At 42.3% G+C, this 1,522-nt stretch carries 1 protein-coding gene and 2 pseudogenes; 2 read left to right on the top strand and 1 reads right to left on the bottom strand.

Annotated elements, in window-relative coordinates:
* A pseudogene (locus tag R8269_RS24145) lies at nucleotides 1-366 on the bottom strand (hypothetical protein); the annotation flags it as partial.
* Nucleotides 367-683: 317 nt separating this feature from the next.
* Here R8269_RS24145 and R8269_RS24140 point away from each other — a divergent pair.
* Both R8269_RS24140 and R8269_RS24135 read left to right on the top strand, forming a co-directional pair.
* Nucleotides 684-1,064 carry a RidA family protein gene (locus tag R8269_RS24140; RefSeq protein ID WP_005479566.1) on the top strand — a complete coding sequence of 127 codons (381 nt, stop codon included), beginning with the start codon at nucleotides 684-686 and terminating at the stop codon, nucleotides 1,062-1,064.
* A gap of 15 nt (nucleotides 1,065-1,079) precedes the next feature.
* Nucleotides 1,080-1,522: pseudogene (locus R8269_RS24135) on the top strand (serine dehydratase subunit alpha family protein); the annotation flags it as partial.

The following is a 1,522-nucleotide window of genomic DNA, read 5'->3' as shown; positions in this document are numbered from 1 at the left end:
ATGTAGGAAAGATGCCGAGTCATTGTTGATGGCTGTTGAGTAAACAAAGACCCAAATCACCAACATGATGATGTACAGCACACCTAATAACGCCCCCCATTTGTTACCAAGGTAACCGGAAATAACGCCAGCGTAATCTTGGCACTTTGGTGAACTTGAGAGAGTGTTGATGAAAAGGCGTTGGAACAAGTACATCGCTGGGTAGCCGATCACGGCAGAGGCCAAGAATACCCAAAGGCCCAATACGCCTACTTTTACTGGTAAAAAGACAATACCGGCACCGATTGCCATGCCGATACTCATGATCACCCATCCCCAGTCTGTGCTATCAAACTTGGTCGCGGCTTTCCACTCGTCTAGGGCCATGCCTGCTTTTACGTGCGGTGGCTCTTTACCGATAGGTAAGGTTTGTGTAGGTGCTGTCACGCTCATTTTATTGTTTCTCTTGTTAGTATGAATTTTTCTCAAATTTAATTGAGAAAACATATATCACCAATTTTTTTGTGGGAAATTCAGATAAATTTGAGATCTTGGCGAAAAAGTTCAAATAAATTGGATTTTTTGACGAATTTTGTGATCTGTTCTAGTTGTTTGATTCATATTTAATTGAAAAAATAACGCTAATACGGAAGTTAAATTAGAAACTTCTTAATAAAAAATAAAATTTATGTGAGGATTTAAAAATGAAAGAATTGATTTCATCTGAACACGCGCCTGCTGCTATCGGACCTTATTCACATGGCACTAGCTATGGCGATTTGATTTTTACATCTGGTCAATTACCCGTTGATAAGGCAACAGGAAAAGTAGTTGAAGGCGGCATCAGTGCACAAAGTCATCAATCTCTTACTAACTTGAAGCACGTTTTAGAGGCTGGTGGTGGCAGTGTCGATACTGTTTTAAAAACAACGTGTTACCTATCGAATATTAATGACTTTGCCGAGTTTAACAAGGTCTACGCAGAGTTTTTCCAACAAGATTGTCCGGCACGCAGTTGCTTCGCAGTGAAAGATTTGCCTCTTGGCGTGTTAATTGAAGTCGAAGCGATTGCTCATAAAAAGTAATACGGAGAACAGAGCATGAACCAGCAATGGACACAATATATCCAAATCATTAAGCAAGTTGTGAAACCTGCATTAGGATGTACAGAACCCATTGCTGCTGCGTACGCGGCAGCAGTTGCTAGAAAAGAGTTAGGCACATCCGATATTGATGCGATAGAGGTGCGTGTTTCAGACAACCTATTTAAAAACTCGATGGGTGTTTTCATACCTGGAACGGGCAAGATAGGCCTCAAAATTGCCGCCTCAGTTGGTGCATTAGCCGGTGACCCAACAGCAGAACTGGAAGTGTTGGCTCGGATTAATGAGCAGGATGTCGCTGCTGCGCAACAATTGATAGATGAAGAGCGGGTAACTGTAGCGCGCATGGATACGCAAGAATTCATTTATTGCAGCGTAACGCTCACTTCTGGTGACGATGTTGTTTCGGTCACGATCAGTGGCGGTCACACCAACATTAT

The organism is Vibrio sp. Vb0667 (assembly GCF_033391095.1).
Note: the sequence above shows the minus strand (reverse complement) of the source record. Positions and strands in the feature narration are given on the sequence as shown.